The sequence below is a fragment of the Micromonospora sp. NBRC 110009 genome, from assembly GCF_030518795.1.
In the GTDB taxonomy this organism is placed as follows: Bacteria; Actinomycetota; Actinomycetes; order Mycobacteriales; family Micromonosporaceae; genus Micromonospora.
The window spans coordinates 2,733,373-2,754,798 of record NZ_CP130427.1 but is presented as its reverse complement, the minus strand read 5'-3'; the positions used below and the strand labels follow the sequence as shown (position 1 = coordinate 2,754,798).

At 73.4% G+C, this 21,426-nt stretch carries 17 protein-coding genes, 1 tRNA gene and 1 pseudogene; 7 read left to right on the top strand and 12 right to left on the bottom strand.

Translation table 11 applies throughout. The features are described from left to right. Positions 1–78 precede the first annotated feature (78 nt). Positions 79–155, bottom strand: a tRNA-Thr gene (locus Q2K19_RS13160). 364 nt (positions 156–519) lie between these two features. Here Q2K19_RS13160 and Q2K19_RS13155 point away from each other — a divergent pair. Then, entirely contained in the window at positions 520–1,611 is a 1,092-nt protein-coding gene (locus tag Q2K19_RS13155; protein ID WP_302771058.1) for an ABC transporter ATP-binding protein, read from the top strand. Positions 1,612–1,670: 59 nt separating this feature from the next. On the opposite strand, the gene rlmB is transcribed toward Q2K19_RS13155, so the two are convergent. Further along, the gene (gene rlmB, locus Q2K19_RS13150) at positions 1,671–2,786 is read right to left on the bottom strand and encodes a 23S rRNA (guanosine(2251)-2'-O)-methyltransferase RlmB (RefSeq protein ID WP_302771056.1); all 1,116 of its coding nucleotides are present in this window, start codon (positions 2,784–2,786) and stop codon (positions 1,671–1,673) included. Continuing rightward, a complete protein-coding gene (cysS, locus tag Q2K19_RS13145) occupies positions 2,786–4,201 on the bottom strand; it encodes a cysteine--tRNA ligase (protein ID WP_302771055.1) in 1,416 nt (471 codons plus the stop codon). Before cysS ends, rlmB begins: the two co-directional genes overlap by 1 nt. A gap of 63 nt (positions 4,202–4,264) precedes the next feature. On the opposite strand from cysS, the gene Q2K19_RS13140 reads away from it, so the two are divergent. Beyond that, a complete protein-coding gene (locus tag Q2K19_RS13140) occupies positions 4,265–4,912 on the top strand; it encodes an IclR family transcriptional regulator (protein WP_302771054.1) in 648 nt (215 codons plus the stop codon). Positions 4,913–5,047: 135 nt separating this feature from the next. On the opposite strand, the pseudogene Q2K19_RS13135 reads toward Q2K19_RS13140, so the two are convergent. Both Q2K19_RS13135 and Q2K19_RS13130 read right to left on the bottom strand, forming a co-directional pair. Then, a pseudogene (locus Q2K19_RS13135) lies at positions 5,048–5,209 on the bottom strand (HAD family hydrolase); the annotation flags it as partial. Between the two features lie 5 nt (positions 5,210–5,214). After that, positions 5,215–6,171, bottom strand: coding sequence for an EamA family transporter (locus tag Q2K19_RS13130; protein ID WP_302771053.1), 957 nt, complete (start codon positions 6,169–6,171; stop codon positions 5,215–5,217). Positions 6,172–6,257: 86 nt separating this feature from the next. On the opposite strand from Q2K19_RS13130, the gene Q2K19_RS13125 reads away from it, so the two are divergent. Continuing rightward, positions 6,258–6,803: a CGNR zinc finger domain-containing protein gene (locus tag Q2K19_RS13125; RefSeq protein ID WP_302771051.1), complete on the top strand. Its 546-nt coding sequence runs from the start codon at positions 6,258–6,260 to the stop codon at positions 6,801–6,803. Here the strand turns inward: Q2K19_RS13125 and Q2K19_RS13120 are convergent. The 6 genes from Q2K19_RS13120 to Q2K19_RS13095 form a co-directional block, all read right to left on the bottom strand. After that, positions 6,770–7,366, bottom strand: a complete 597-nt coding sequence (locus Q2K19_RS13120) for a GNAT family N-acetyltransferase (protein ID WP_302771049.1) — start codon at positions 7,364–7,366, stop codon at positions 6,770–6,772. The two genes, Q2K19_RS13125 and Q2K19_RS13120, sit on opposite strands and share 34 nt — an antisense overlap. A 79-nt stretch (positions 7,367–7,445) precedes the next feature. Beyond that, complete coding sequence (locus Q2K19_RS13115; RefSeq protein ID WP_302771047.1) at positions 7,446–8,855, bottom strand: class II fumarate hydratase; 1,410 nt, start codon at positions 8,853–8,855, stop codon at positions 7,446–7,448. A 35-nt stretch (positions 8,856–8,890) separates the two neighbouring features. Next, positions 8,891–11,878, bottom strand: a complete 2,988-nt coding sequence (locus Q2K19_RS13110) for an AfsR/SARP family transcriptional regulator (protein ID WP_302772463.1) — start codon at positions 11,876–11,878, stop codon at positions 8,891–8,893. Positions 11,879–12,142: 264 nt separating this feature from the next. Beyond that, entirely contained in the window at positions 12,143–13,810 is a 1,668-nt protein-coding gene (locus Q2K19_RS13105) for a fumarate hydratase (RefSeq protein WP_302771045.1), read from the bottom strand. 67 nt (positions 13,811–13,877) lie between these two features. Beyond that, a complete protein-coding gene (locus Q2K19_RS13100; RefSeq protein WP_446839811.1) occupies positions 13,878–15,266 on the bottom strand; it encodes an outer membrane protein assembly factor BamB family protein in 1,389 nt (462 codons plus the stop codon). A gap of 153 nt (positions 15,267–15,419) precedes the next feature. Then, on the bottom strand, positions 15,420–15,905 hold the full coding sequence (locus Q2K19_RS13095; protein WP_302771041.1) for an Lrp/AsnC family transcriptional regulator: 486 nt from the start codon (positions 15,903–15,905) through the stop codon (positions 15,420–15,422). 140 nt (positions 15,906–16,045) lie between these two features. On the opposite strand from Q2K19_RS13095, the gene hppD reads away from it, so the two are divergent. Genes hppD through hisC form a run of 4 tightly spaced genes read left to right on the top strand, consistent with a single transcriptional unit; the run spans position 16,046 to position 20,067 of the window. Further along, positions 16,046–17,251 (top strand): 4-hydroxyphenylpyruvate dioxygenase, encoded by a 1,206-nt coding sequence (gene hppD / locus Q2K19_RS13090; RefSeq protein WP_302771039.1) that lies wholly within the window; start codon positions 16,046–16,048, stop codon positions 17,249–17,251. 10 nt (positions 17,252–17,261) lie between these two features. Further along, a complete protein-coding gene (locus Q2K19_RS13085) occupies positions 17,262–17,981 on the top strand; it encodes an RDD family protein (RefSeq protein WP_302771037.1) in 720 nt (239 codons plus the stop codon). Continuing rightward, entirely contained in the window at positions 17,978–18,967 is a 990-nt protein-coding gene (locus Q2K19_RS13080; protein WP_302771035.1) for an RDD family protein, read from the top strand. Before Q2K19_RS13085 ends, Q2K19_RS13080 begins: the two co-directional genes overlap by 4 nt. Further along, a complete protein-coding gene (hisC, locus tag Q2K19_RS13075) occupies positions 18,964–20,067 on the top strand; it encodes a histidinol-phosphate transaminase (protein ID WP_302771033.1) in 1,104 nt (367 codons plus the stop codon). The genes Q2K19_RS13080 and hisC overlap by 4 nt, the downstream gene beginning before the upstream one ends. A 24-nt stretch (positions 20,068–20,091) precedes the next feature. Here the strand turns inward: hisC and Q2K19_RS13070 are convergent, their stop codons facing one another. Then, the gene (locus Q2K19_RS13070; RefSeq protein ID WP_302771031.1) at positions 20,092–21,348 is read right to left on the bottom strand and encodes an outer membrane protein assembly factor BamB family protein; all 1,257 of its coding nucleotides are present in this window, start codon (positions 21,346–21,348) and stop codon (positions 20,092–20,094) included. Positions 21,349–21,426 lie beyond the last annotated feature (78 nt).

The following is a 21,426-nucleotide window of genomic DNA, read 5'->3' as shown; positions in this document are numbered from 1 at the left end:
ATGTCAGAAATGGATGTCAGCCTCCCGCTCGGTTGCCCAGTAGTGGGCATGCCGGGCGGGTTTTGGCTGGTGAAGACTTGGAGCCCCCGGCCGGGATCGAACCGGCGACATCTCGCTTACAAGGCGAGTGCTCTGGCCAGCTGAGCTACAGGGGCGCGTGGTGTCGTGGTCAGCATAGCGACTGACGTCCGAGAAACCCGCTCGGCAGCGCTCCCGAGCACGGAAAACGTCAATTTCCTGACCTGAAGACCGACGGATCGATGCCGAACCGGCCGACCGGCCGTGGAGATTGGTCCCCGGCCGTGCCCGGGTGACCGGAATGCGTATGCCGTCCGTCGCACCCGGCTGGTCCCTGTCTTGGCAGGGTCGGAAAACCCGTTTACCGTGCAGTGACACGGACGACACTCCGGTCGGCCTCGGCCGCCGGGCGACCGCCCGTTGGCCGGCACCATGGGTGCCGGCCGCTCCTTCACTCGGATCGTCCGGCACGTTCCTGCCGGTGAAAGGAAGCGCTCCACCATGGCTACGGTCACCTATGCGAAGGCGTCCCGGATCTACCCGGGCACCGAGCGCCCCGCGGTCAACCAACTCGACCTCGAGATCGGCGACGGGGAATTCCTCGTCCTGGTCGGCCCGTCCGGTTGCGGCAAGTCCACCAGCCTGCGGATGCTCGCCGGCCTGGAGGACGTCGACGAGGGCTCGATCTACATCGACGACCGGGACGTCACCCACCTGCCGCCGAAGGCCCGCGACATCGCGATGGTCTTCCAGAACTACGCCCTCTACCCGCACATGACGGTGTACGAGAACATGGCGTTCGCGCTCAAGCTGCGCAAGACCTCGAAGTCGGAGATCGACCGGCGGGTCAAGGAGGCGGCCGCGCTGCTCCAGCTGGAGGACTTCCTCAACCGCAAGCCGAAGGCGCTCTCCGGCGGTCAGCGCCAGCGAGTCGCGATGGGCCGCGCGATCGTCCGCGAGCCGCAGGTCTTCCTCATGGACGAGCCGCTGTCGAACCTCGACGCCAAGCTGCGGGTGCAGACCCGTACGCAGATCGCGTCGCTGCAGGCCAAGCTCGGCGTCACCACCGTGTACGTGACCCACGACCAGGTCGAGGCCATGACCATGGGGCACCGGGTCGCGGTCATGCTCGACGGCGTCCTCCAGCAGGTGGACACCCCGCGGGCGCTCTACGACACCCCGGCCAACGTCTTCGTCGCCGGCTTCATGGGCTCCCCGGCCATGAACATCAAGACCGTGCCGCTCACCGAGAAGGGCGCGGAGTTCGCCGAGTTGCTCGTGCCGCTGACCCGTGAGCAGGTCGAGGCGGCCCGCGCCGAGGGCGGCGACGGCAAGGTGACCGTCGGCTTCCGTCCGGAGGACTGCGACCTGGTCAGCCCGACCGAGGGCGGCATGCCGGTCGTGGTCGAGCTGGTCGAGGACCTCGGCTCCGACGCCAACGTCTACGGGCACGCGGCGCTCGGCGGCAACTCCGAGCGCTTCGTTGTCCGGACCGACCGCCGCTCCATGCCGAACATGGGCGACACCGTGTTCGTCAAGCCGCGCGCCGGCCGCAGCCACGTCTTCCACGCCACCACCGGCAACCGGATCTGACGTACGAAGAAAGGGGCGGTCCGCCACGGCGGACCGCCCCTTTTCGTGTCCTCGGGTGACTACGCCTCGACGGAGCGGCGGCGGGCGACCTCGGCGAGGGTGACCGCGGCGGCGACGCTGGCGTTGAGCGACTCGACGTCGGAGATCATCGGGATGCTCACGGTCAGGTCACAGGTCTCGCCGACCAGCCGGGACAGCCCGCGCCCCTCCGAGCCGACCACCACGACCAGCGGGCCGACCGCGGCCTCCAGGTCGTACAGGTCGGTCTCGCCGTCGGCGTCCAGGCCGACCACGACGAAGCCGGCGTCCTTGCACGCCTTCAGCGACCGGGTCAGGTTGGTGACCTGGGCGACCGGCACCCGCGCGGCCGCGCCGGCGCTGGTCCGCCAGGCGGTCGCGGTGATCCCGGCGGCCCGCCGCTCCGGCACGAAGACGCCCTGGGCGCCGAACGCGGCGGCGGACCGGATGACCGCGCCGAGGTTACGCGGGTCGGTGACCCCGTCCAGCGCGACCAGCAGTGGGCAGGCCTGCTCCAGGGCGGCCGCGATCATGTCCTCGAACGGCTCGTAGGCGAACGGCGGCACCTGCAGCCCGACGCCCTGGTGCAGCACGCCGCCGGTCATCCGGTCCAGCTCGGCCCGGCTGACCTCCAGGATCGCGATGCCCCGGTCGGCGGCGGTCCGGACGATCTCGTTGACCCGGTCGTCGATGTCGATGCCCTGGGCGGTGTAGAGGGCGGTCGCCGGCACCTGGGTGCGCAGCGACTCGAGCACCGGGTTCCGGCCGACCAGCAGCTCGGGGCTGTCCTTCGCCGGGGTCGACTTGCGGCCCGGGGCGACCCGGGGGCCACCCCGGCCCGGGGCCTTGCCCTTGCCGCCCTTCAGCGGGACGCCGGCGCGGCTGCCCTTGCCCCAGGTGGTGTCCTTGGTGCCGGGCTGGCCGATCTTGGGCGCGCGCCCCTCCTCGGCCGCCGAGCGGCGCTCCTTGTCCTGCTTCCAGGCGGTGCGCTGGGGCAGCTTCTCGGTGCCCGAGTACGCCTTGTGCCAGGGTCGCTCGTCGGCGGGCAGGGTGCGGCCCCGGCCCGCGAGGGCGTCCCGGCCCTTGCCGCCGGAGCCCTTCGGGGCACCCGCCTTCGGCGTCAGCCGTCGGCCACGGCGCTGCGAGTTGCCGGCCATCAGTCCTGCTCTCCAATAGTCCAACGGGGGCCCTGGGGGGTGTCCTCGACCACCACGCCGGCCTGCTTGAGCTGGTCGCGTACGGCGTCGGCGGCGGCCCAGTCCTTGCGGCTGCGGGCCTGGGCGCGCTGCTCCAAGGCGAGCGCGATCAGGGAGTCCACCACGCCGCGCAGGTCGCCCGCGCGGCCGCCGCCGGTCCAGGCCGGGTCCAGGGGGTCGACGCCGAGGATATCCAGCATGCTGCGGACGGCGGCCAATACCGTGCCGACCGTCACATCGTCGCCGCTCGTCAGCGCGTTGTTGCCGTCCCGCAGGAGGTCGTGCAGGACGGCCAGGGCGGCCGAGGTGTTGAGGTCGTCGTCCATCGCCGCGACGAAGCCGGCCGGCAGCTCGCCGAGCGGCCCGGCGCCGACCCGCTCGGCGGCGCGCTGCACGAAGCCCTCGATCCGCCGGTAGGCGACCGCGGCCTCACGCAGCGCGTCCTCGGAGTAGTCGATGCGGGACCGGTAGTGCGCGGCGGCGTAGTAGTAACGCAGCTCCACGGGGCGCACGCCGAGGGACGCCACGTAGTCGAGGTCGAGGGTGTTCCCCAGCGACTTGCCCATCTTGGTGCCGCCGATGCCGAGCAGGCCGTGGTGCACCCAGTAGCGGGCGAACGGCAGGTCGGCCGCCTGCGACTGGGCGATCTCGTTCTCGTGGTGCGGGAAGGTCAAGTCGAGCCCGCCGCCGTGGATGTCGAACTCGGCGCCCAGGTAGCGCCAGCACATCGCGGAGCACTCGATGTGCCAGCCGGGGCGGCCCCGGCCCCACGGCGACGGCCAGTAGGCGTCCGCCGGCTCGTCCGGCTTGGCGCCCTTCCAGAGGGCGAAGTCGCGCGGGTCGCGCTTGCCGCGCTCGGGGGCGTCCCCGGCGGACTGCATGTCCTCCGGCGACTGCCCGGAGAGCGACCCGTACGCGGGCCAGGAGGCCACGTCGAAGTAGACGTCGCCGGAGCCGTCGGTGGCCGGGTAGGCGTGACCGGTTTCGATCAACCGCGCGATGAGCTGGTGCATCTCCGGGATGTGCCCGGTGGCCCGCGGCTCGTACGTCGGCGGCAGCACGTTCAGCGCCCGGTAGGACCCGGCGAGGATCTGCTCGTTGACGTAGGCGATCGACCAGAACGGCCGGCCCTGTTCCATCGCCTTGACCAGGATCTTGTCGTCGATGTCGGTCAGGTTGCGGATGAAGGTGACCTCGAAGCCGGACGCGATCAGCCAGCGGCGCAGCACGTCGTAGTTGACCCCGGAGCGAAGGTGACCGATGTGCGGCGGGGCCTGGAGGGTGAGACCACACAGGTAGACCCCCACCTTGCCGGATTCCCGCGGGACGAAGTCCCGCACCGATCGGGTGGCGGTGTCATACAGGCGTAGCGTCACCGTACAAGGGTAGCCGTCCGCACATTTGGAAGCTGCCCGGAGCTGTCTCGTACGCTGCGTGCTGTGGACACGGCGGCGCGCGCACCGGAGACGGCGCAGACCCTGGAGCGGGGGCTGCGCCTGCTGCACCTGGTCGCGGACGCGCCGGGCGGGCTGACCGTCACCGAGGCGGCGAACCGGCTGGGCATCGGCCGCGCGGCGGTCTACCGGCTGGTCGGCGCGTTGACCGGGCACGGCATGCTGCGCCGCGACGGGGAGGGCCGGCTGCGGCTCGGCGCCGGCGTGCTGCACCTGGCCCGGCGGGCCCAGCCGCTGCTCGCCGAGGGGGCGTTGCCCGCGCTGCGCCGGCTGGCCGAGCAGGCCGGCGCGACGGCCCACCTGACCGTGGTGGAGGGCGGCGAGGGGGTCGCCCTCGCGGTGGTGGAGCCGAGCTGGACGTCGTTCCACGTGGCGTACCGGACCGGGTCGCGGCACCCGCTGGAGCGGGGGGCGGCGGGACGCGCCATCCTCGCCGGTCGGGCCGGGCAGGCCGGGCCGGTGAGCAGCACCGGGGAGTTGCAGTCCGGGGCGTACGGGGTGGCCGCCCCGGTGCTCGGGGTGGCCGGGCTGGAGGCGAGCGTGGGCGTGGTGGCCCTCGCCCCGCTCGATGTCGGGACGGTCGGCGCCCAGGTGAGCGCGGCCGCCGAGGCCGTCGCCGCGGCGCTGCGCTGACCGCGGCCGGGGTGGCGGCCCCGCCCCGGAGAACGCTGCCGACTACGCGTCCACCACGGCGTCGCCGGCCGGGCTGTTCGCGGCGACCGTGCCGAGCGCCGCGGCGAGGTCCGCCGGCGCCGCGCTCCGCTCGCCGAAGACCGCGTGCCAGTCGGACACCAGGTCCGCCAGGGACAGCCCGGCCGCCGCCGGGGCCAGCCGCCGCATCTCCTCGAGTACGGCCACCAGCCCGCCGGTCACCGCCGGGCGCAGGTCGAGCAGGGTGTCGTCGGCGTCGAAGACCACCACGCGCAGCACGCCGCTCACGTCAGCACCGGCTCGTCGGCCCGCTCCTCGACCGGCTCGGGACGCCCGCCGCGCAGTTCGTCCAGCCGCACCAGGGCGACCCCGACCACGATCAGCGCCCCGCCGAGCAGCTGGACGGCGGTCGGCAGCTCGCTCAGCACCAGCCAGGCGATCAGCACCGCGAACATCACCTCGGTCAGCCCGACGAAGGACGACAGCCGCGCCCCGAGCAGCCGGGCCCCGGCGACCCCGGTCAGGTAGGCGACCACCGCGGCGATCAGCGACAGGCCGGCGATCGGCACCAGCCAGCTCATCCGGTGCCCGGCGAAGGCGACGTCCGCGGTGCCGGCCCGCAGCGGGAGCGCCCCGACCACCCCGAGCACGAGCAGCACCAGGGCACCGACGGCCATGCCACCGCTCGCCATCACCACCGACGGCAGCGCGGCGTCGACCCGGCCGGCGATCACGTAGTAGCCGGCGAGGCCGACCCCGGCGCCGAGCCCCCAGAGCACCCCGACCGGGTCGAGCCGGCCGGCGCCGGTCAGGTCCAGCACGAACACCAGCCCGCAGAGGGCGGTCAGCGAACCGGCGACGGTGAGCAGCCGGGGCCGCTGGCCGTGGACCAGCCACATCCAGCCGACCACCAGGACGATGCCGAGGTATTCCAGCAGCAGCGCGACGCCGACCGGCAGGTAGCGGACGGCGTTGAAGAAGCACGCCTGGGCCAGCGCCACCCCGAGCAGTCCGAACACGACGATCGTGCCGGCGTTGCGCCGGAGCACCGGCCACCGCCCGCGCAGCGCCAGCAGGGCAGGCAGGGCCAGCACCAGCGCGGCGATGCCGACCCGGGCCAGCACCACCGCCTCGGCCGACCACTGACCGGTGATCAGCGGGCGGGCGAAGGAGCCCGAGGTGGCGAAGGTGAGCGCGGAGAGCAGGGCGAGGCCGAGGCCGACGCCGGGCCGTTCACGCATCGACAACTCCTTGGTCCGACCGAGCGGTCATGAGTCAAACGTGGTTATGCTGATGACGCTAGGCTGGCACCCTGACAGGAGTCAAGTTGCTCTTTGCTCATGACACCGAGTGCGCCCTGGTCGCCGCCGCCGCGCTGGTCAACACCGCCGGCCCGGACCGGGAGGGGCTGCCCGACGTCGCCGCGCTCGACGGGTTCTTCACCGCGCACTCCTGGACCGGCCGGCACGAGCACACCGACGCCGAGCTGCGCGAGGTCCGCGCCCTGCGCTCCCGGCTCCGCCGGCTCTGGGACGTCGACATCGACGAGCTGGTGGCGATCGTCAACGCGCTGCTCCGCGACTCCCACGCGCTGCCCCAGCTCATCCGGCACGACGACGAGCCGTACCACCTGCACGCCGTGCCCCGGGACGCGCCGCTGGCGACCCGGATGGCGGTCGAGGCCGCCATGGCGATGGCCGACCTGGTCCGCACCGGCGAGCTGGGCCGGCTGCGCACCTGTGAACACCCGGACTGCGACAACGTGCTGGTGGACCTCTCGAAGAACCGGTCCCGCCGGTTCTGCGACGCCGGTTGCGGCAACCGCGCCGCCGTCACCGCCTACCGCGCCCGCAGGGCCGCGTCCCACTCCTGACGCACCGCCGGCCAGTCCGCCCGGAGCAGCTCGTACTCGACCTCGCCGTGCTCGGTCCCCGGGATCGGGTCGTCGAAGGTCAGGTGGAAGGTACGCACGTACCGCAGCCCGGCGCGCGCCATGACCGCCCGCGACCGGTCGTTGACCGCCATCGTCTCCGCCCACACCCGCCGCACGCCCACCACGTCGAACGCGTGCCGGACCAGCGCCCGGGCGCCCTCCGTGGCCAACCCTCGGCCCCACGCCGAGCGGCGCAGCCGATAGCCCAGCTCCGCCTCGGTGCCGTTCGCGGAGGGGTCGAGCGCCAGCCAGCCGAGGAACTCGTCGGTGATCCGGTCGAGCGCGGCCCACCGGCCGAGACCGGGCTGGCGGTCGTACCGGGCCAGCAGTCGGGGCAGGTGCTCGGCCCGGACCACCTCGGCCGGGGTCGGCTGGCCGCCCGTCAGGAAACGCATCACCTCCGGGTCGCTGTCCAGCTCCACCAGGTGGTTCACGTCGTCCGCGGTGAACCGGCGCAGCCGCAGCCGCCCGGTCGCCAGCACCGTCCCGCCATCTCCGCTCACCGGCGGATCATGCCGGTCGGACCCGGCCCGGGTCGACCGGATATCCCGACCCGCGGTCGGCGGCGGGGACCGCCCTGACTCAGGGGTGGGTCATCCGCAGCAGGTCGAGCGCCTCGTCGAGCTGGGCCTCGCTGAGCTTGCCCGAGTCGACGTGGCCCCGCGCGATCACCACCTCCCGGATGGAGGTCTGCTTGGCCAGCGCCTCCTTGGCGATCGAGGCGGCCTCGTCGTAGCCGAGGTGGCGGTTGAGCGGGGTGACGATCGACGGCGAGCCCTCGGCGTACGACAGGCAGACCTCGGCGTCCGCGACCAGGCCGACCACCAGGCGGTCGGCGAAGAGCCGGCTCGACGCGGCCAGCAGCTTGATCGACTCCAGCAGGTTGCGGCCCATCACCGGGAGCATCACGTTCAGCTCGAAGTCGCCCTGCGAGCCGGCGAACGCCACCGCGGCGTCGTTGCCGATCACCTGCGCGCAGACCTGCCGCATCGCCTCGGCGACCACCGGGTTCACCTTGCCCGGCATGATCGACGAGCCGGGCTGAAGGTCGGGGATGCGCAGCTCCCGCAGGCCGGCGCGCGGGCCGGAACCCATCCAGCGGACGTCGTTGGCGATCTTGTAGAGACCGACCGCGATGGTCCGGAGCTGGCCCGAGGTCTCCACCAGCGCGTCCCGGGCGCCCTGCGCCTCGAAGTGGTTGCGCGCCTCGCTCAGCGGCAGGCCGGTCGAGGCGCGCAGCCGCTCGATCACCTTGGCCGCGAAACCGAACGGCGTGTTGATGCCGGTGCCCACCGCCGTGCCGCCGAGCGGCAGTTCGGCCAGCCGGGGCAGCGTCGCCTCCAGCCGCTCCACGCCGTAGCGGACCTGCGCGGCGTACCCGCCGAACTCCTGGCCCAGGGTGACCGGGGTGGCGTCCATCAGGTGGGTACGCCCGGCCTTCACCACGGTTTCGAACTCGGCCGCCTTCTCCTCCAACGCCCCGGCCAGGTGCCGCAACGACGGGATCAGATCCTCCACCACGAACTGGGTGGCGGCCAGGTGCATCGAGGTCGGGAAGACGTCGTTGCTGGACTGCGAGGCGTTGACGTCGTCGTTCGGGTGGACGTTGCGGCCCAGCTCGCGGCTGGCCAGCGTGGCGATCACCTCGTTGGCGTTCATGTTGGACGACGTGCCGGAGCCGGTCTGGAAGACGTCGACCGGGAACTGGTCGTCGTAGCCGCCGTCGGCGACGTGCGCGGCGGCGGTGGCGATCGCCTCGGCCACGTCCGCACCGATCACCCCCAGCTCGCCGTTCACCTGGGCGGCCGCCCCCTTGATCTGCGCGAGGGCCTTGATCTGGGCGGGTTCGAGGCCCCGGCCGGAGATCGGGAAGTTCTGCACCGCACGCTGGGTCTGCGCCCGCCACAGCGCCTCGGCGGGCACCTCCACCTCACCCATCGAGTCGCGTTCGATCCGGTAGCCGGTCGCCTCTGGAGTCGTCACGCGTACCATCCTGCCGCGCTCCACGCCGACCCGCAGATGATCGGTCAGTCCAGCTCGGCGAGCAGCTCCTCGGTCGCCCGCCGGTCCGGGGACTCGATCTGCCGGAACAGGGTCAGCGCCCGGCCGGCGAAGGCGCGGGCCTCACCCGGGTCGGTGTCGCGCAGGCAGCGGGCCAGGCCGTCGAGCGCCCGAGCCTGCTCGTAGCGGGCGCCGAGCGCGGTGGCCTGGTCGAGCACCCGGCGGTGCAGGTCCAGCGCGCTCGCCGCGTCGCCCTGCTCGAGGAGGGCGCGGCCCAGCAGGTTGCGCGAGGCGTACTGCCCGATCCGATCCCCGGCGTGGATCATCGCCACGAGCGCGTCGCGGTGCCGGGTCGCCGCCGGGCCGGGGCGGCCCTCCTCGCGCTCCAGCACCCCGAGCTCGTTGAGCAGCTCGCCCTCGCCGGACCGGTTACCGTTTTCGCGTTTGAGCACGAGCGCCGCCTGAAGCAACCGGCGTGCCTGCCTCCGGTCACCCATCCGACGCCGGATCATCCCGAGGTGGCCGGTCGCGTTGGCCACATGCCACGGATCGCCGTTCCGTCGGCCGAGCAGAAGGTGGTGCCGGGCGTCCCGGAGGGCCTCGGCATAGCGGCCCAGGAGGGTCAGGACCAGCGATCGGTTGTTGAGCAGGTTCGGCAGCCTCGCCGCGACGTCTTCCGGCAGCAACCCCAGATCGAGCACCTCGTCGAGGCACGCGAGGCCGCGTCGGTACTCGTTGCTGCTGACATGGGCGCCAGCCACATTGATCAGATGGTGCACCGTCTCGCGCCGCCGGCCGAGCCGGCGGTAACGGTCGACGACGCCCTCCATCAACCGGATCGCCTCGGTGAAACGGGCCAACCGGTTGTACGTCGCGGCGAGACGGTTCGCGGTCAACGCCATCGCCTCTTCGTCGCGTAGCTGCTGCGCGGCCCGCATCGCGATCGTGTGCGTCTCGACCAGTTCATCGAGGTGCCCGCCGTGGAAGTTGAACCACCATGGCGCGCGAGCCAGCTGCCAGCAGTGCCGGAGGAAGCCCTCGGTCTCGGCCAGCCGGACCAGGGCAGTCATCGTGGAGCGGTTCTCGTCGAGCCAGGGACGGCCGAGCTCCTGGCCCGCCGCGAGGAGATCGGGGCGCGGCGGCGGGGGCAGGTGGTGCACGTCCTCGATACCGGGGCTGGGCTCGGTCGTCCGGGCGATCGCGGTGGCGACGTACAGGTAGTGGTCGAGCAGCCGGGCCACGCCGGCTCGGCGATCAGCGGCCCGCGCCGGCTCGGTCAGCACCATGCGGGCGTACTCGCGCAGCAGATCGTGCAGCCGGTATCGGCCCGGCTCCACCTCCTCGGCCAGGTGCGCGTCCACCAGCTCGTCGAGCAGGTCCTGCGCCTCGGTCAGCGGCAGCTCGACCAGCGCCGCGGCCACCCCGCTGTCGAACCGCCCCCCGGGATGCAGCCCGAGCAGCCAGAACAGCCGCTGCGCCGGCGCCGACACCTGGGCGTACGACAGCGCGAAGGCCTGACCGACCGAGCGCTCGCCGGCCGCGAGCTCGGCCAGCGGGTCCCGCCGGGCGGCCAGCCGCGCCGCCAGGTCGGCGACCCGCCAGCGTGGACGGTGGGCCAGCCGGGCACCCGCCAACCGGATCGCCAGTGGCAGGTGACCGCAACGGCGGACGACCTCCGCCGCGGCCGCCGGTTCGGCGGCCACCCGCTCCGGGCCGGCCACCCGGCCGAGCATCTCGACGGCCTCGTCCAGGTCCAGCACCGGCAGCGACGAGGGCCGCCCGCCGTCGAGCCCGATCAGCCGCCGTCGGCTGGTGACCAGGACGAGGTTCTCCGGCCCGTTGGGCAGCAGGGGCGCCACCTGGGCGGCGCTGGCCGCGTTGTCGAGCACCACCACGGCCCGGCGGTTGGCCAACTCGGTACGCCACACCGCCAGCCGCCCCTCCAGGTCGACCGGGATCCGCCTGGGCGGCACGCCGAGCTGCCCGAGCAGGGTGTCCACCGCCGCCGCCGGGGTCACCGGCGCGCGCTCGCTGTGCCCGTGCAGGTCGATGAAGAGCTGCGCGTCCGGGAACCGGTCGCCGAGGGCGCTCGCCACGTGCACCGCGAGGGTGGTCTTGCCGCTGCCAGCCATCCCGTCGATGAGCTGGACCCGGGCGCCCTCCTCGGCGATCTCCTTGACCAGCCGGACCACCGTCTGCTCCCGGCCGGTGAAGTCGCTGATCGCCCGCGGCAGTGACCGCACCGACGCGACGCGGGGCAGCTCCGGCCCGCTCGCGGTGACGTCGCCGGTCAGCAGCCGCTGGTGCAGCTCCTGCAACGCCGCACCGGGCTCGATGCCCAGCTCCTCGGCGTAGATCCGGCGGCCCTCCCGATAGACGGCGAGCGCGTCGGCCTGCCGCCCGACCGCGGAGAGGGCGAGCATGAGCTGCCCGCGCAGCCGTTCCCGTAGCGGCTCACGCTCCACGCTCTCGGCCAGCTCGTCGATCAGGTCCGCCGCCTGCCCCAGCCGGAGCTCGACGTCGACGCACTCCTCCAGCGCCGTCAGGCGCTGCTCGTCGAGCGCCTGCGCCCGGCGGCGTACGGTCCGGCTGGCGATCCCGGCCAGCGCAGGCCCACGCCAGAGCGCGAGCGCGGCGCGGTAACGCCGCCGCGCCTCGGTGGGCTGCCCGGCGGCCAGCGCGGCCCGGCCGGTCTCGACCTCGCGGGCGAAGACCAGGGCGTCCAGCTCGTCCGGCTCGACCCAGACGCCGTAGCCGACCGGGTCCCGGACGATGACCTCCGGGGACATCCCGAGCAGCGAGAGCCGCTGTCGCAGTCGCGACACGCAGATCTGAAGCTGGGTCCGGGCGGTGGCCGGCGGGTGGTCCTCCCAGACCGCGTCGATCAGTTCCTCGACCGGAACCACCCGGCCGGCGCGCAACAGCAGCATGGCGAGGACGGTCCGGTCCCGACCTGCGGTGACGGTGGCTTCACCCGCACCCACCCGCAAGGGTCCCAGGATCCCGAACCGCATCCGCGCCCCCGCAGCCATCCTGTGCAACCTCCAGCAGCGTAGCGCCCGGCCCACGGACCGCTCCGGTGAGGCGATAGCGATCTGATAGCGGATCGACAGCGATGCCGCCGACACTCGTTTCCTGGTTGTCGGTGACGGCATCCGACGGGGGCGGTGCGCCCGACCCGTGAACCTGCGGGCGGGCGCACCGATGTCGACGAACGACAGGAAGGGGGCGCCGGGCGGGGATCCCCGCCCGGCGCCCCTTTCGCGTACGTGCCGAGGTCAGCGCCGGCCGACGGTGAGCACCGGCTTGGTGACCTCGGCGAAGAAGTCGTTGCCCTTGTCGTCGACCACGATGAAGGCCGGGAAGTCCTCCACCTCGATCTTCCAGACCGCCTCCATGCCCAGCTCCGGGTATTCGAGCACCTCGACGTGCTTGATGCAGTCCTGGGCGAGCCGGGCGGCGGGGCCACCGATCGAGCCGAGGTAGAAGCCGCCGTGCTGCTGGCAGGAGCGGGTGACCTGGGCGGAGCGGTTCCCCTTGGCCAGCATCACCGTCGAGCCGCCGGCCGCCTGGAACTTCTCCACGTAGGCGTCCATCCGGCCGGCGGTGGTCGGGCCGAACGAGCCGGAGGCGTAGCCCTCCGGGGTCTTGGCCGGGCCGGCGTAGTAGACGGCGTGGTCGCGCAGGTACTGCGGCATCGGCTCGCCCGCGTCCAGCCGCTCGGCGATCTTGGCGTGCGCGATGTCCCGGGCCACCACGAGGGGGCCGGTCAGCGAGAGCCGGGTCTTCACCGGGTACTTGGACAGCTCGGCGCGGATCTCGTCCATCGGCCGGTTCAGGTCGACCCGGACGACCTCGGAGGTGTCCAGCTGCGCGTCGGTGACGTCCGGTAGGTAGCGGGCCGGGTCGGTCTCGAGGCGCTCCAGCCAGACGCCCGACGGGGTGATCTTTGCGACCGCCTGCCGGTCCGCGGAGCAGGAGACGGCGATGGCGACCGGGCAGGAGGCACCGTGCCGGGGCAGCCGGACCACGCGTACGTCGTGGCAGAAGTAGCGGCCGCCGAACTGCGCACCGATGCCGAAGTTGCGGGTCAGCTCCAGCACCTGGGCCTCCAGCTCCAGGTCCCGGAAGCCGTGCGCGCTCATCGAGCCGGAGGTGGGCAGGCTGTCCAGGTACTTCGCGGAGGCGTACTTGGCGGTCTTCAGCGCGTACTCGGCGGAGGTGCCGCCGATGACGATGGCCAGGTGGTAGGGCGGGCAGGCCGAGGTGCCGATGAGCCGCAGCTTCTCCTCCAGGAACTGCAACATCCGCGTCGGGTTCAGCAGCGCCTTGGTCTCCTGGTAGAGGTACGACTTGTTGGCCGAGCCGCCGCCCTTGGCCATGAAGAGGAACTTGTACGCGTCGGCGTGCCCCTCCGGGTCCTCGGCGTAGAGCTCCACCTGGGCGGGCAGGTTGCTGCCGGTGTTCCGCTCCTCCCACATGGTCAGCGGGGCGAGCTGCGAGTAGCGCAGGTTCAGCCGGGTGTACGCCTGGTAGACGCCGCGCGAGATGGCCTCGGCGTCGGTGCCGTCGGTGAGCACGTGCCGCCCGCGCTTGCCCATCACGATCGCGGTGCCGGTGTCCTGGCACATGGGCAGCACGCCACCGGCGGCGATGTTGGCGTTGCGCAGCAGGTCCAGCGCGACGAACCGGTCGTTCGGCGAGGCCATCGGGTCGTCGATGATCGACCGGAGCTGGGCCAGGTGCGCCGGGCGCAGGAAGTGGGCGATGTCGTGCATCGCCTCGGCGGTCAGCGCGGTCAGCGCGGTCGGCTCCACGGTGAGGAACCGACGGCCACCCGGGCCGTTGACGACGTCGACGCCCTCGTCGGTGACCAGGCGGTACTCGGTCTGGTCGGGACCGGTCGGCAGCAAGGGGGCGTACGAGAACGCGGCGGCACTGCTCATGACGGAAAAGCCTAGGGCAGGCGCGTCGATCGGTGACACCCGCCGGGGGCCTCCTGGGACGCCGCTCTCATCCGGCGCCGCTCCCCGGCTGGCAGAGTTCCTTCTTCGGTCCGCAGCTGCCCTGGTCGGACGGGGGCAGGAAGGTCCCGCCCGGGTTCGGCCCGGGCACGCCGCCCTGGGCCGGCGGCGGGACGGAACCGGCGGTGCCCCAGCGGACGTACCCGATCTCCCGGCCCTCGCCGATGATCATGCCGTACGGGCCGACGGCCAGGGCCTTCGCCGAGGTGCGCAGCACCACCAGCTCGCGCCCGCTGGCCGGGTCGACCGCGATCAGCCGGGCCGGCTTCTCCTCGGCGATCACCGCCGCGTACGGGGTGAGCGCCGCGCCGCTCTTCCCGCCGGCCGGCCGGGTCCAGGCGGTCCGGTCCACGGACAGCTCCCGCCCGAGGATGGTCCGCTTGTCGGCGCTGCGCACCAGCGCGTAGCGGTCGTCGACGGCGAGCAGCTTCTCCCCGTCCGCGCCGACCTGGAGCAGCCGGCCGTCGTACCCGTCGATCACCGCCTCGCGGCCGTCCGGGGCGACCCCGATGAGCACGTTCCGGGCGCCCTGCGGGTCCTCCCGCTGCACACAGCCGGCGTAGTCGGCGGTCCGCAGGTTCACCCCGGCGCGCCGCCACACCTCCCGGCCGGTGGCCGGGTCGACCGCGGTGATGACGAAGTAGCAGCTCCCGTCGCGCGAGGTGGCGGCGATCCGGAGCAGCCGGCCACCGATCACCGCCAGCCGCTCCTCCCGGCCCGGCTGGACGTTCTGCAGCACCCGGCCGGTCGCGGTGTCCACCACGTGCACCCGCCCGTCGACCGGGAAGCCGAGCAGCGGCGGGACGGCCTCCGGTCCGGCCACCCCGCCGTCGATGCGCGGCGCGCCCAACCGCCGGGTGCCGAGCAGCTCCGGGTTGTCGGCGAGCATCCCGCTGTGCACCCCGGGCAGGAACGCCGTCCACAGGGGCTGGCTCCCGCGCGGCTCGAAGGCCCGCAGCGTGCAGTCGGTGGCCGCCACGCAGCGGGCGTCGAGCAGCAGGTCCCGGTACGTCCAGACGGCCACCGCCCGGTCGTCGCTGCGGCGTACCACGCCGGTGGCCGGGTCGAGCACCTCGTACCCCTTGACCAGGAGCTTGCCCACGGCGACGACCGGGTCCCGGTCGCCGCCCGCGACCGCCGCCCAGTCGGCCTTGCGCTCCCAGAGCTGGGTGCCGGTGGCCAGGCTGCGCGCTTCGATCCGGGTACGCTGCTCGACGATCACGGTGTCGCCGGCGATGGTGACGCTTCTCGGCGTGCCGCCGACCCGCTGCTGCCAGACCACGTTCGGCTCGGCGATCGGCTCGCTCCGGTCGACCCAGTCCCACATGGTCGGGAACGGGTTCCACACTCCCGTGGCGGCGAGCACGACCACGGTGATGAGCCCGAGCAGCAACCAGCCGCGTACCCCAAGGCCCTTCACACCGCACACGGTAGCGACGATCACCGCGCTGCCGAGCCCTCGCGGATGCGTGTCGCGCCGCTTTCTGCGCCTCGGCGCCGGGTCAAGCGGCGTGAGCAGGGGCCCTTCCTTTCAGCGGGCGGCGGAGCGGACCAGGGGGAGCGTGCGGTAGGGGATCTGCTCGGCCAGGGCGATGATGGTGGAGGCGCGCCGGATCCCCTCGGAGCTGACGATCTGGTCGATCACCCGCTGGAGGTCGGTGTTCGACCGGGCCACGATCCGGCAGAGCAGGTCGCTGGAGCCGGTGATGGTGTGCGCCTCCAGCACCTCGGGGATGGCGGCCAGGTGGGCGGTCACCGGGTCGTGGCCGTGCCGCTGGCTGATCTCCAGGGTGACGAAGCTGGTCACCCCGAAGCCGATCGCCGCCGGGGAGATGTCCGGGCCGAAGCCGCCGATCACCCCCCGGTCGACCAGCTTGTCGAGCCGGGCCTGGACGGTGCCCCGGGCCACCCCGAGCCGGCGGGAGCACTCCAGCACCCCGATCCGTGGCTCCTCGGCGAGCAACGTGAGAAGCCGTGCGTCCAGCTCGTCGAGCTGTACACCCTGACTAGCGTTCATGGGGCTTCACTTTACCGAATGCACAACCTGACCAGGATTTCAGCCAACTGTTGCCCAACGGTCGGGGGGAAAGCGATCCTCGCCACAACAGCTCACCGACGGCGGCCCACCAGGCCGGCCGGTACGCAAGGGAGGCCACCATGACCCAGGCGATCGACCGACCCCAGTCGACCGAGGAGGTTGACGTCGACGCCCTCGTCGGCGCGGTCGACCACGACATCACCCGGGACCCGTTCCCGGTCAAGGGCCTCGACCACGTGCACTTCCTGGTCGGCAACGCCAAGCAGGCCGCGCACTACTACTCCACCGCGTTCGGCATGACCTGCGTCGCCTACCGGGGCCCGGAGCAGGGCTACCGGGACCACGCCCAGTACGTGCTGACCAGCGGCTCGGCCCGGTTCGTGCTGACCGGCACGGTCCGCCCCGACGCCGAGGGCGCCGAGCACGTGGCGAAGCACAGCGACGGCGTCTCCGACATCGCGCTGGAGGTGCCGGACGTGGACGCCGCCTACGCGCACGCCACCGCGCAGGGCGCCACCGGCCTGGTGGAGCCGCACGACGTCAGCGACGAGCACGGCACCGTCCGGCTGGCGGCCATCGCCGCGTACGGCGACACCCGGCACACCCTGGTCGACCGGTCCCGCTACACCGGCCCGTTCCTGCCCGGCTTCGTGGCCCGCGGGCCGATCGTGGACCGGCAGCCGATGATCGACGCGGGCATCCAGCCGAAGCGCTTCTTCCAGGCCGTCGACCACGTGGTCGGCAACGTGGAGCTGGGCCGGATGGACGAGTGGGTCGAGTTCTACAAGCGCGTCATGGGCTTCAGCAACATGGCCGAGTTCATCGGTGACGACATCGCGACCGACTACTCCGCCCTGATGAGCAAGGTGGTCGCGAACGGCACCCGCAAGGTGAAGTTCCCGCTCAACGAGCCGGCCGTCGCTCGCAAGAAGTCGCAGATCGACGAGTACCTGGAGTTCTACCAGGGCGCGGGCGCCCAACACATCGCCGTCGCCACCAACGACATCCTGGCCAGCGTCGACGCGATGCGGGCCGCCGGCGTCGAGTTCCTGGACACCCCCGACTCCTACTACGACGACCCGGAGCTGCGTGCCCGGATCGGCCAGGTGCGGGTGCCGATCGAGGAGCTGAAGGCCCGCAAGATCCTGGTCGACCGGGACGAGGACGGCTACCTGCTCCAGATCTTCACCAAGCCGGTGCAGGACCGCCCGACCGTCTTCTTCGAGCTGATCGAGCGGCACGGCTCGCTCGGCTTCGGCAAGGGCAACTTCAAGGCCCTGTTCGAGGCGATCGAGCGGGAGCAGGAGAAGCGCGGCAACCTGTAACACTGTCGGCGTGACGCAGCCTCCCCCGAACACCCCGCCGCCGCCCGCCGGGCCCCCGCCCGCGGGCGGCGGCTTCGCGCCGCCCGCCGGACCCGCGTACGGGCCACCCGTCCAGTACGCCCCGCCCACGTACGCCGGGCTGCCGAGCTACCCGCCGCCACCCCCGGGGTACGCCCCGCACCCCGGTCTCGTGCCGCCCACCCTGGCACCCAACGGGCAGCCCCTGGCCGGCTTCGGCGAGCGGCTGGTGGCCTGGCTGATCGACACCGCGGTGGCGACCGCCCTGGCCATGGTGCTCTTCCTGCCGGTCTTCCTCTGGCTCTGGTTCCGGATGTTCAGCGAGATGATGACGGTCGCCCCGGACGGGACGGTGCCCCCGCCCGACCCGGGGACGATGCTGACCGACTTCTTCCTGCCGATGCTGCTCGCCGAGGCGGGACTGCTGCTGGTGCTGCTCGTCTTCTACTGGCTCTACCACGTCGAGTACGCCCGCCGGACCGGCCAGACGCTCGGCAAGAAGCTGATGAAGCTGCGCATCGTCCCGCTCGATCCGACGGCGCCCCTCACCCGGGGCGTCCTCGGCAAGCGGTACCTGGTGGAGTTCGTCGCCGGCTCGCTGGTGCCCTTCGCGAACTACGCCGACGGGTTGTGGCAGCTCTGGGACAAGCCCTGGCAGCAGTGCCTGCACGACAAGTTCGCCGGCACCGTCGTCGTTAAGGTTGCACCGTGAGCGTGCAACCGGGCTGGTACGTCGACCCCGCCGACCCCGAGACCCGACGGTACTGGGACGGCGAGGGGTGGATCGGCGCGCCGATCCCGGTCGACGCCACCCCACCCGAGGGCCCGCCGTCGCCCGAGCCGGCCCCCGCCGCCGCGCCGGCGCCCACCCCGCACCCGGGCGCCCCGGGTGGCTATCTGGGGCAGCCCGGTCCCGGGCCAGCCGCGGGACAGCCGGTCGGCGCGCCGTACCGGGGGCAACCGGGTGCCGGGCCGTACCCGGGGCAGCCGGTCGGCGGGCCGGGGCAGTGGCCGGGCCACCCGCCCGCGCCCGGCCAGCCGCCGGGGCCGCCGCCGGGCTGGCCGTACCCGTCGTGGCCGGCGCGGCCCCCCCTGCCGCGCCCGCACGGGCTCCCGCTCGCCTCGTACGGCGCCCGGCTGGTCGCCCGCCTCATTGACATCTTCGTGCTGTTCCTGCTCAACGTCGCGGTGAACGGCTGGTTCGTGTGGCGCCTCCTCGGTGAACTCGCTCCCCCTCTTCGGGAGGCCTGGCGGCGGGCCGAGACGCCTGACGCCACCACGGCGCCGCTACCGCCCGCCGGTCAGCAGACCGACGCGCTGTGGCTCGCCATCGTGCTGATCGTCGCCGCGCTGTGGTTCGCCTACGAGGTGCCCTCGATGGCCGCCCGCGGGCAGACCTTCGGCAAGCGCGTGATGGGCATCCGGGCGCTGCCGGTCGAGGCCGACCAGCCGCTCGGCTTCGGCCGGGCCACCCGGCGCTGGACCACCCTCGGCCTGCCCACCCTGCTCTGGTACTGCGCCGGCTTCGGCCTGCTGCTCCAGTTCATGGACGCCGTCTCCGTGCTCTTCGACCAGCCGCTGCGCCAGGCGCTGCACGACAAGCGCGCGCAGACCGTGGTGGTCCAGCTTCCCCGTACCAGGCCCGACACCCGTACCACCCCGCGCGACCGCGCCAACCCCCCGGGAGACACCCCATGACCGACACCGGACGTCACCAGCCTCCGCTGCGGCTCACCCGCGCCGACCTGGACGCGCTGCCCAACTACGTGCCCGGGCGCAGCCCCGCCGACCTGGCCCGCGAGCTGGGCCTGCCGGAGGCGATCAAGCTGGCCAGCAACGAGGTCCCCTACGGCCCGCTGCCGGGCGTGGTGGAGGCGGTCGCCGAGGCGGTGGCCGGCTCGCACCGCTACCCGGACATGGGCGTGGTGGCGCTGCGCCAGGCCCTCGCCGAGCGGTACGGCGTCGACGCCGATCGGATCGCCACCGGCTGCGGCTCGGTGGCGCTGGCCGAGCACCTGGTCCGGGCCACCTGCCTGCCCGGCGACGAGCTGCTCTACTCGTGGCGGTCGTTCGAGGCGTACCCGATCATCGCGGCGACCAGCGGCGCGACCAGCGTGCGGGTGCCGAACGACGCCGGCCACGGCCACGACCTGGCCTCGATGGCGGCGGCGGTGACCGACCGGACCCGGATGATCCTGGTCTGCAACCCGAACAACCCCACCGGCACGGCGGTGCGCAAGGCGGAGCTGGACCGCTTCCTCGACGCGGTGCCGGAGGACGTGCTCGTGGTGATCGACGAGGCGTACCGGGAGTTCGTCACCGACCCGGAGGTGCCGGACGCCCTCGGCTACCTGGACCGGCCGAACGTGGCGGTGCTGCGCACGCTCTCGAAGGCGTGGGGGCTGGCCGGCCTGCGGATCGGCTGGCTGGTCGCCGAGCCGAGCGTGGCCGCCGCGGTGCGCAAGGTCGTCACGCCCTTCTCCACCAGCATGGCTGCCCAGGCCGGCGCGCTCGCCGCGCTGACCCAGGCCGACGAGGTCGAGCGCCGCTGCGCGCTGGTCGTCGCCGAGCGGGACCGGGTCACCGAGGCGGTACGCAAGCTCGTCCCGGACGTCCCGTCCAGCCAGGCCAACTTCGTCTGGCTGCCGCTGGGCGACCGGGCCGTCGACTTCGGCAAGGCGTGCGAGGCGCGCGGCGTGATCGTCCGGCCGTTCCCGGGCGACGGCGTCCGGGTCACCATCGGCACCCCGGCCGAGAACGACGCCTTCCTGGCCGCCGCCGAGGCGGCGCTCGCCTGACCCGTGCCGGCTGCTCGCCGCCGCTCAGGTGGCGGCGAGCAGCACCGGCTCGGCCATCAGGAAGTACGCCTGGTCGTCGTCGTCCGGGCTGGCCCGCTCCCGCAACCGCTCCACCGCCACGTACCCACCCGTCGCGTACGCCCGGCCGGGCGTCCAGCCGATGCCGTCGTGGCCGACGTTCAAGGCGAAGCGGGACCGCTCCGCGCCGGTGACCGGGTCGAGCGTCACCAGGTCCCGCCGCACGGTCAGCAGGTGCACCCGGCCGGGCTCGACCGCGATGATGCGGACCGGTCCGAGGTCGGCCCGCCGCCACAGCTCCTCGCCGGTGCGGGCGGACCGGCCGGTCACCACCCCCGCCGAGGTGCCGACGACCCGCTCGCCGTCGAGTTCGGCGTCCGCCCCGTCGAGCGCGGGCGCGGCCACCGGGGCACCGGGGCCGACCAGCCAGCCCCGGCCGGTGCCGTCGCCGGGCGGCGAGATGCGCAGCCCCCGGCACCCGGAGCGCCCTTCCCGACAGCCCACCGGGGTCAGCACGAACTCGTCCGGGGCGTCCGGGGGGCGCCAGCGGCTGCGTACCGCGCCGGTCGCCGCGTCCCGGAACTCGACCGTCTCCGGGCCGTCACAGGCGAACAACCCGAGCACCTCGCCGGTGGCGGTGGTGCCGGCGGCGCCGATGCAGCCCCGCTCCCGGTCGACCCGCCAGAGCCGGCGGCCGTCGGCCAGGTCGTACCCGTCGAGCTGCCCGGCGCCGGCGGCGACCAGCATGGCCCGGCCGTCGGCGGCACGGGCGACATACAGCCCGCCCGGATCCCAGACCGTCGAGGCGTAGGTGCGGCGCGGCTCGGGCACCATGCCCGGCTCCGGCCCCTCGGCCCGCCAGGCGACCCGCCCGGTACGCGCGTCCAGCGCCACCAGCTTTCCGTCGGACCAGCGGCTGACCAGGGTGGTGCCGTCGGCGAGCACCCCGTCGACCTTCGCCGGCCAGCGCCGGTAGGACCAGAAGGGGGTCACCCGGTGCTTCCGGTCGGCCGGCTGGTCGGCGTACACCTGACGGGTGCCGGCGTAGACGCGGAGCCGGCCGTCGACGACCAGCGGGGCCACCGGCAGCCGGCCGATCACGCCGACCTGCGGGGTGGCGGCCGCCGGCGGGTACCCGCTCCGGGCGACCGTGCTGACCTCGGCCGGCGCGAGCACCCGGTGGAGCACGGCGGCCGCCGCCCCGACGGCGAGCACCGCCGCGAGCGCCACCACGATCCACCGCCGCCCCGCGGGCTTCCCCATGCCGCACCTCCGCCCGGCACCCTACCCACCGCCAACTCCAGGCCGCAGCGCGGCGGCAGGCGCGCCGGGCTGGCGTTG

Excerpts from the sequence above, each read along its gene's own strand:
- Q2K19_RS13155 (WP_302771058.1), top strand. The coding sequence starts at position 520 with ATGGCTACGGTCACCTATGCGAAGGCGTCCCGGATCTACCCGGGCACC.
- rlmB (WP_302771056.1), bottom strand. The coding sequence starts at position 2,786 with ATGGCCGGCAACTCGCAGCGCCGTGGCCGACGGCTGACGCCGAAGGCG.
- Q2K19_RS13130 (WP_302771053.1), bottom strand. The coding sequence starts at position 6,171 with ATGCGTGAACGGCCCGGCGTCGGCCTCGGCCTCGCCCTGCTCTCCGCG.
- Q2K19_RS13115 (WP_302771047.1), bottom strand. The coding sequence starts at position 8,855 with ATGGTACGCGTGACGACTCCAGAGGCGACCGGCTACCGGATCGAACGC.
- Q2K19_RS13110 (WP_302772463.1), bottom strand. The coding sequence starts at position 11,878 with ATGCGGTTCGGGATCCTGGGACCCTTGCGGGTGGGTGCGGGTGAAGCC.
- Q2K19_RS13105 (WP_302771045.1), bottom strand. The coding sequence starts at position 13,810 with ATGAGCAGTGCCGCCGCGTTCTCGTACGCCCCCTTGCTGCCGACCGGT.
- Q2K19_RS13095 (WP_302771041.1), bottom strand. The coding sequence starts at position 15,905 with ATGAACGCTAGTCAGGGTGTACAGCTCGACGAGCTGGACGCACGGCTT.
- hppD (WP_302771039.1), top strand. The coding sequence starts at position 16,046 with ATGACCCAGGCGATCGACCGACCCCAGTCGACCGAGGAGGTTGACGTC.
- hisC (WP_302771033.1), top strand. The coding sequence starts at position 18,964 with ATGACCGACACCGGACGTCACCAGCCTCCGCTGCGGCTCACCCGCGCC.
- Q2K19_RS13070 (WP_302771031.1), bottom strand. The coding sequence starts at position 21,348 with ATGGGGAAGCCCGCGGGGCGGCGGTGGATCGTGGTGGCGCTCGCGGCG.